At 72.2% G+C, this 7,642-nt stretch carries 6 protein-coding genes and 1 pseudogene; 4 read left to right on the forward strand and 3 right to left on the reverse strand.

Annotated features, from left to right (window positions below):
• The coding region (locus ACRDP3_RS20280) for an ABC transporter ATP-binding protein (protein ID WP_431518397.1) at positions 1 to 1,858 on the forward strand (1,858 nt) is incomplete at its 5' end.
• 7 nt (positions 1,859 to 1,865) lie between these two features.
• Here ACRDP3_RS20280 and ACRDP3_RS20285 read toward each other — a convergent pair.
• Positions 1,866 to 2,372 carry an NUDIX hydrolase gene (locus ACRDP3_RS20285; protein ID WP_431518398.1) on the reverse strand — a complete coding sequence of 169 codons (507 nt, stop codon included), beginning with the start codon at positions 2,370 to 2,372 and terminating at the stop codon, positions 1,866 to 1,868.
• 117 nt (positions 2,373 to 2,489) lie between these two features.
• Between ACRDP3_RS20285 and ACRDP3_RS20290 the strand changes: the two genes are divergently transcribed.
• A complete protein-coding gene (locus ACRDP3_RS20290; protein ID WP_431518399.1) occupies positions 2,490 to 3,902 on the forward strand; it encodes a S28 family serine protease in 1,413 nt (470 codons plus the stop codon).
• A 121-nt stretch (positions 3,903 to 4,023) separates the two neighbouring features.
• Here ACRDP3_RS20290 and ACRDP3_RS20295 read toward each other — a convergent pair whose 3' ends face one another.
• On the reverse strand, positions 4,024 to 4,917 hold the full coding sequence (locus ACRDP3_RS20295; protein ID WP_431518400.1) for a sugar phosphate isomerase/epimerase family protein: 894 nt from the start codon (positions 4,915 to 4,917) through the stop codon (positions 4,024 to 4,026).
• Positions 4,918 to 4,963: 46 nt separating this feature from the next.
• Complete coding sequence (locus ACRDP3_RS20300) at positions 4,964 to 6,073, reverse strand: LacI family DNA-binding transcriptional regulator (protein ID WP_431518401.1); 1,110 nt, start codon at positions 6,071 to 6,073, stop codon at positions 4,964 to 4,966.
• A 261-nt stretch (positions 6,074 to 6,334) separates the two neighbouring features.
• Between ACRDP3_RS20300 and ACRDP3_RS20305 the strand changes: the two genes are divergently transcribed.
• Positions 6,335 to 7,486, forward strand: a complete 1,152-nt coding sequence (locus tag ACRDP3_RS20305) for a Gfo/Idh/MocA family protein (protein WP_431518402.1) — start codon at positions 6,335 to 6,337, stop codon at positions 7,484 to 7,486.
• 25 nt (positions 7,487 to 7,511) lie between these two features.
• Positions 7,512 to 7,642: pseudogene (locus ACRDP3_RS20310) on the forward strand (dihydrodipicolinate synthase family protein); the annotation flags it as partial.

The raw sequence follows: 7,642 nt of genomic DNA on the forward strand, positions 1-7,642 counted from the left end.
CGGCAGCCCCGAGCTGCTCGCGCGGGTCGCCGCGCTTCCTCCCGCGGACGAGACCCCCGACGTCGACGAGCACCACGCCGAACGGGCCGAGGAGACGTACGGGCTGCGCGGTCTGCTCCGCGGCTTCGGACGGCCGCTCGCCTTCGCCCTGTTCTTCGTGGCGCTCGACGCCGTCGCCGGACTCCTGCTGCCGCTGCTCATCCGGCACGGCATCGACGAGGGCGTGGGACAGTCCGCCATCGGCGCGGTCTGGGTCGCCTCCGGACTGGCGCTGCTGGTGGTCGTCGGGCAGTGGGCCGCGCAGATCGGCGCACTGCGGCTCACCGGCCGAACCGGCGAACGGGTGCTCTACGCCCTGCGCGTGAAGATCTTCGCCCATCTCCAGCGGCTCGGCCTGGACTACTACGAACGCCACCTGGCCGGGGCGGTGATGACCCGCATGACCACCGACGTGGACGCCCTGTCCACCTTCCTGCAGACCGGACTGGTCACCGCCGTCGTCTCGCTGCTCACCTTCTTCGGCATCCTCGGTGCGCTGCTGGTCATCGACGTGCAGCTGGCCCTGGTCGTGTTCGCCACGCTGCCGCTGCTGGCCGTCGGCACCTTCTTCTTCCGGCGGCAGAGTGTGCAGGCGTACGAACTGGCGCGCGAGCGCGTGAGCGTCGTCAACGCCGACCTCCAGGAGAGCGTCGCCGGGCTGCGCATGCTGCAGGCCTTCCGGCGCGAGGGCGGCGGCGCGGAGCGCTTCGCGGCACGCAGCGGCGCGTACCGCAGCGCACGGATCCGCGGGCAGTGGCTGATCTCGGTCTACTTCCCCTTCGTGCAGCTGCTGGCCGCTGTGGCCACGGCGGCCGTGCTCGTCGTCGGCGCAGGCCGTATCGAGGACAAGACACTGACCGCCGGCGCCCTGGTGGCGTATCTGCTCTATATCGAGCTGTTCTTCGCCCCCGTCCAGCAGCTGTCCCAGGTCTTCGACGGCTACCAGCAGGCGTCCGTGGCCCTGGGCCGTATCCAGGAGCTGCTGCGCGAGGACACCACCACGCCGACGGCCGACGCACCGCGGCCCGTCACGGCGCTGCGCGGCGAGATCACCTTCGAGGAGGTGCACTTCCACTACGCCACCGCGTCCGGTAAGGAGGCCGGGCAGCCCGCACAGGAAGCCGCGCTGGCCGGCATCGACCTGACCGTGCCGTCCGGGCAGACCGTCGCCTTCGTCGGCGAGACCGGCGCTGGGAAGTCGACCCTCGTCAAGCTCGTCGCCCGCTTCTACGACCCCACCCACGGCACGGTCCGCATCGACGGCACCGACCTGCGGGAGCTGGACCTGGCGGGGTACCGGCACCGGCTCGGAGTCGTGCCGCAGGAGCCCTACCTCTTCCCCGGCACGGTGCGGGACGCCATCGCCTACGGCCGCAGCGACGCCACCGACGCGGAAGTCGAGACGGCGGCGCGGGCGGTGGGCGCCCACGACATGGTCGCCTCGCTGCCCGGGGGCTACCTCCACGAGGTCGCCGAGCGCGGCCGCAACCTGTCCGCGGGGCAACGGCAGCTGATCGCCCTGGCGCGTGCCGAGCTGGTGGACCCCGACGTGCTGCTGCTCGACGAGGCGACGGCCGCGCTGGACCTGGCCACGGAGTCCATGGTCAACCGGGCGACGGACCGGCTGGCCCGCACTCGCACCACGCTCGTGGTCGCCCACCGCCTCTCCACGGCCGCGCGCGCAGACCGGGTGGTCGTGCTCGACCGCGGCCGTATCGCCGAGACCGGCACGCACGCCGAACTCCTCGCCCGCGACGGCCGCTACGCGGAGCTGTGGCGCGTCTACGCGGGCGAACCGGAGCCGACGGCGGCCGTCTGATCCGGGGTCAGGCCCCGGCGGGCGGGGGCGGGCACAGGGCGACCAGGTACTCGTCCACGGTCTGCACCTCGCCGCCGGGCAGCGGCTCGTCGCCGACGCGCCAGTGGACCGCGGAGATCTCCTCGTTGGGCACGAAGGGCGCCGGCGCGTCCGTACGGGCGGTGAACATAGCTCCGTACATGACCGCGTGGTCCGGCAGCAGGGTGCGGGCGAAGCCTGCGAAGTGCACGTCGCGCGGGGGCACGCGCTGCCCGGCCTCCTCGCGCACCTCCCGTACGGCCGCGGCGCGGGGCGTCTCGCCCGGCTCGATGCCGCCCCCCGGCAGCTCCCAGCACGCACGGTCCCGTTCGAGCACCATCAGCACGCGGTTCTCGTGCCACAGCACCATGAGCGCGTAGCCGACCACCGCGTCCTCGAACCGCGTGTCCTCCGCCGCCCGGTGGAAGGAGAGCAGCTTCATGCCCAGCGGGCCGGTGGCCAGTGGTGCGGAACCGTGTGCGCCGACGTCATCCATGCGCCGAGCTTAGGCGGGCCCGGGCACAGGTTCCGGCGGCGGCAACCCCGCACCACTGGCGGAGACGTGACACCGTCGGTAGGTTCACTGCGACCTTCGGACCCATGGGGAGGGCGTATGAGCAAGGCGCTCAGATGGCTGCTGTCGCTGGTGGTGCTGATCGGCACCGCGAGCGTCGGCGGTGCGTCGGCGGGAGCCGCCACCGCGGCCGGCACCGGCGGCAGCGACATCAAGGACCGCATCCTCGCGGTACCTGGCATGAGCCTGATCGAGGAGAAACCGGTCGACGGCTACCGCTTCTTCGTACTGAACTACGAGCAGCCCGTCGACCACCGTCACCCGAACGGACGTACGTTCCAGCAGCGAATATCCATCCTGCACAAGAACGAGGACCGGCCCACGGTCTTCTTCACCTCCGGCTACCACCTCAGCACCCAGCCGCGGCGCAGCGAGCCCACGCAGATCGTCGACGGTAACCAGGTGTCGATGGAGTACCGCTTCTTCACCCCGTCCCGGCCCGACCCGGCCGACTGGTCCAAGCTCGACATCTGGCAGGCCGCCAGCGACCAGCACCGCATACACAAGGCGCTGCAGCGGATCTACGGGGAGCGCTGGATCTCCACCGGCGGCAGCAAGGGCGGCATGACGGCGACGTACTACCGCCGCTTCTACCCCCGGGACATGGACGGCACGGTCGCCTACGTCGCGCCCAACGACGTGCGGAACAAGGAGGACTCGGCGTACTACCGGTTCTTCGAGCAGGTCGGTTCGAAGCAGTGCCGGGACCGGCTCAACTCCGCCCAGCACGAGATCTTCGAGCGGCGTGACGAGATGGTCCCGCGGCTGGAGAAGTGGGCCAAGGAGGAGGGCTACACCTTCGACCTGATCGGGAACGCGGACAAGGCGTTCGAGATCGTCGCGCAGGACATCGTGTGGGGCTTCTGGCAGTACCACCTGGAAGCGGAGGAGTGCGACGACGTGCCCTCCGCCGACGCGACCACCGACGAACTGTGGGCCTGGGGCGACGAGATCGCCGGCTGGAGCGCGGGCACCGACCAGGGAATAGAGCCCTACACCCCGTACTACTTCCAGGCGGGCACGCAGCTGGGTTCGCCCGACTACGAGTCGCCGACCCTGGACGACGTACGCGAGTACCCGGGTCTCAACGTGCCGCGCACGTACGTGCCCCGGGACATCCCGATGCCGTTCGACCGCAAGGCGATGAAGGACATCGACACCTGGGTCAAGCACCAGTCCTCGCAGATGCTCTTCGTCAACGGCGGGAACGACCCGTGGGGTGCTGAGCCGTTCAGCGTCGGCGAGGGCACCAAGGACGCGCACGTCTACACGGCGCCCGGAGCCAACCACGGCGCGAACATCGCCAAGCTGAGCGCGGACGACAAGGCCGCCGCCACCCGCGCGCTGCTGAAGTGGGCGGACGTGGAGGCCAAGGCGGACGCGACGCCGAAGCGGATGACGACGTACGACGCCGAGCTGGACCGGCCCGAGAAGCGGATCCTGCTTCCCTGAGGACGGATCAGGCTGATCCCGCACGACCGTGCCCGGCCCGGGCGAGTTCCGCCCGGGCCGGGCACGGGTGCGTGTGGCGGAGCCGGGCGGGGCAGCCGGGCTGCCGGGCCGCGGCTTCGGGTCACGCCTCCGGCTGCAGGCTCCGCAGATGTTCCCCCACGCCCGCGAGCAGCTCGGCCAGCTCCGACACCTCCGGGTACCAGCGCTTCTCGTACTCCCAGCACAGCCAGCCCCGGGTGGTGTCCGACCGGGCGCCCGCCGCCGGTGTGCCGACCGCAGCCGCGCCCGTCGTGCCGACGGCTCCGATCGGGTCGCTCGCGTCACCCGCGTGTGTCAGCAGTCCGATCACCTGGCGCAGCGGCAGCACGCCCTTGCCCGGCGGCAGCGGTGTGGTGTCGTCGGCGGAGGCGATGTCCTTCACCTGCACGTAGCCCAGGAACGGCGCGAGCAGCCGGTGGCTGGTCTCCGGGTCCTCGCCGTTCCGCCAGGTGTGCATCACGTCCCAGAGCGCGCCGGCCGAGCCGTGCCCGACGGCCGCGAGCACGCGGGCCACGTCCTCGCCGGTGCTGTGCGAGTCGTGCGTCTCCAGCAGGACCCGCACCCCCAGGTCGGCGGCGACCGGGGCCAGTGCGGCCAGCCGGCGGGCCGCCCGTACGTCGCTCTCGGCGGCGGCGTCGCTCCCGGTCCCGCCGTCCCCGCCGCCGGCGAAGACCCGCACGAACGGAGCGCCCAGATCACGGGCCAGTTCCAGCAGCGCCCGCACCTCCGCGAGCACCGGCTCGTCCTCGCCGGGCGCCGCGACCTTCGCGTAGCCGGCCAGGCCCAGGACGTCCACACCCGCCGCCTTGAACTCCTCGACGACGTCGACCCGCTGGGCCAGCGTCAGCCCGGGGTGTACGGGTTCCTCCGGGTGGGCGCGGAGCTCCACCCCCTGAAAGCCGTTGTCGGCGGCGAGCCGGACGGCTTCGGAGACGGGAAGACCTGGGATGCCGAGGGTGGAGAAAGCGAGTCGCATGGGGACAGCCGACCAGATGCCGGTGCCGTCGGACAAGCTCCCGGCGTCAACTGCGCGTCCGTGCCGCACCGGGCGGCGCTGTCGAGGCGCGGGCCATCAGGTCGCAGCGTACGGTCGCGACGCCCCCCGGAGGCGGTGACTCCCGGCCGAGAGCGAGCCGCCCCGCCTGGGCGCCCGCGTCGTGCAGCGGGATGCGCACGGTGGTGAGCGCGGGGGAGACGTCGGCGCTGAAGGGCAGGTCGTCGAAGCCGGCGACGGAGACGTCCTCGGGGATGCGCAGCCCCTGGTCGCGCAGTGCGGCACAGACGCCGAGGGCGACGGTGTCGTTGGCGGCGAGCACGGCGGTCAGTTCGGGGACGCGGCGCAGCAGCTCCAGGGCGCCGTCGTAGCCGGAGGAGCGGTCGTACGCGCCGCCGTGCACGGTGAACCGCTCGGCCCGCGCCAGCAGTTCCGGTGCCCCCTCGCGCAGGGCCAGCCGGTGGCCCTCCAGCCGGTGCCGGGTGGTGGTGCGCTCGGCGGGGCCCGCCACGTAGCCGATGTGGCGGTGGCCGAGGGCGAGCAGGTGCTCGGTGAGGCGACGGCCGCCACCCCGGTTGTCGAAGGCGACGGTGACGACGCCGGTGTCGCCGCCGGCACCGCTGTCACCGCCGGCTTCCGCGTCCAGCGGTGGCCTGCCGCACAGCACGATGCGGGTGCCGCCGGCGGCCAGTCGGCGCAGCCGGGTGGTGAGGACCTCGCTGTGCTCCTCGTCCTCCACGGCGCCGCCCGTCAGGACGACGGCGGCGGCGCGCTGGCGCTGAAGGAGTGTGAGGTAGGTCAGTTCGCCCTCCGGGGAGCCGCCGGTGTTGCAGACGACGGCGAGCTTCCTGCTGCCCGCGCCGCCGGGACCGCCGTCGCCCGTCTCGCTCTGTACGGCACTGGCGATGATGCCGAAGAAGGGGTCGGCGATGTCGTTGACAAGGACGCCGACCAGGTCGGAAGTGGCCGCGGCGAGTGCGCTGGCCGGGCCGTTGACGACGTACTGCAGTTCCTCGACCGCGCGCAGCACCCGGGTGCGAGTGGCGCCGGCGACCGGGTAGTTACCGCTGAGCACACGCGAGACGGTCGCCGCGGAGACTCCCGCGCGCGTCGCCACGTCGGCCAGGGTCACTGCCATCCAGTCCTCCGTCGTCCACGTCGTGATGAGGAAATGCGGGTGCGCCGTACAGCGCTGTGAGCGGGCGGCAGGCGCGCCAATGTTCTCACCCCGGGCAGGCCGCCGTGACGGCAATCGACGTCACCGGCCGAGTGGAGGGAGCCGTTCCGGACAGGTCGCGCGGAGGGTCTTGTCCTGCCTGCGAGAGTCGGTCTACGGTTCCTGGACAGCAAGCGCTTTCTCGCGAACCGACCGAACCGGATCGTGAAGGAGAAGGCCCACGTGACACGCAGGACAGTGCGCATCGCCATGAACGGCGTGACCGGACGCATGGGGTACCGCCAGCACCTCGTCCGCTCGATCCTCGCCATCCGCGAACAGGGCGGTGTCGACCTGGGGGACGGCAGCGCACTGTGGCCCGAACCGGTGCTCGTCGGGCGCCGCGACCACGCGCTCCGTGCCATCGCGGAACAGCACGGCCTGGAGGAGTGGTCCACCGACCTCGACGCCGTCCTCGCCGACGACAGCATCGACGTCTACTTCGACGCCCAGGTGACCTCCGCCCGCGAGGACGCCCTGCGGAAGGCCATCGCCGCCGGAAAGCATCTGTACACCGAGAAGCCGACCGCCACCGGCCTGGACGGCGCACTGGACCTCGCCCGGCTGGCACTGCGGGCGGGCGTCAAACACGGCGTCGTGCAGGACAAGCTCTTCCTGCCGGGCCTGCTCAAGCTCAAGCGGCTCATCGACGGCGGCTTCTTCGGCCGCGTGCTGTCGGTGCGCGGGGAGTTCGGATACTGGGTCTTCGAGGGCGACTGGCAGGACGCGCAGCGCCCCTCCTGGAACTACCGCTCGGAGGACGGCGGGGGCATCGTCCTCGACATGTTCCCGCACTGGGAGTACGTGCTGCACGGCCTGTTCGGCAAGGTGACGTCCGTACAGGCGCACACCGCCACGCACATCCCGCAGCGCTGGGACGAGCGGGGCGAGCCCTACGCCGCCACCGCCGACGACTCCGCGTACGGCATCTTCGAGCTGGACGGCGGCGCCGTCGCACAGATCAACTCCTCCTGGGCCGTGCGGGTCAGCCGTGACGAGCTGGTCGAGTTCCAGGTGGACGGCACCGAGGGCTCCGCGGTCGCCGGGCTGCGCCGGTGCCGGGCGCAGCACCGGTCGGCGACGCCCAAGCCGGTGTGGAACCCGGACCTGCCGGCCACCGAGTCCTTCCGCGACCAGTGGCAGGAGGTGCCGGACAACGCCGGGTTCGACAACGGCTTCAAGGCCCAGTGGGAGCTGTTCCTGCGGCACGTCGCGCTCGGCACGCCCTGGACCTGGGACCTGCTGGCCGGTGCGCGGGGGGTGCAGCTGGCCGAACTGGGCCTGCGGTCCTCGGCGGAGGGCCGCCGCTTCCCGGTCCCCGAGCTGTCCCTGTGAAGGAACGGAGAGCGCTGTGATCCGCCTGCCCGACGCCTCGGGGACCCTGCGCCCGTACACACCGCGTACCGAACCCGCCGCCGCGCTCGCGCCGTCCGGCGGCACCCGCGCCCCGCTCGCCTCGCGTACGGTCTTCGCCGCCGCGCACGTCGTCGC

Source organism: Streptomyces sp. (genome assembly GCF_050698815.1).
Lineage (GTDB): Bacteria > Actinomycetota > Actinomycetes > Streptomycetales > Streptomycetaceae > Streptomyces.

What these genes read in the sequence shown, in the direction of transcription:
- ACRDP3_RS20295 (WP_431518400.1), bottom strand. Translation starts at nt 4,917, where the DNA reads ATGCGACTCGCTTTCTCCACCCTCGGCATCCCAGGTCTTCCCGTCTCC.
- ACRDP3_RS20300 (WP_431518401.1), bottom strand. Translation starts at nt 6,073, where the DNA reads ATGGCAGTGACCCTGGCCGACGTGGCGACGCGCGCGGGAGTCTCCGCG.
- ACRDP3_RS20290 (WP_431518399.1), top strand. Translation starts at nt 2,490, where the DNA reads ATGAGCAAGGCGCTCAGATGGCTGCTGTCGCTGGTGGTGCTGATCGGC.
- ACRDP3_RS20285 (WP_431518398.1), bottom strand. Translation starts at nt 2,372, where the DNA reads ATGGATGACGTCGGCGCACACGGTTCCGCACCACTGGCCACCGGCCCG.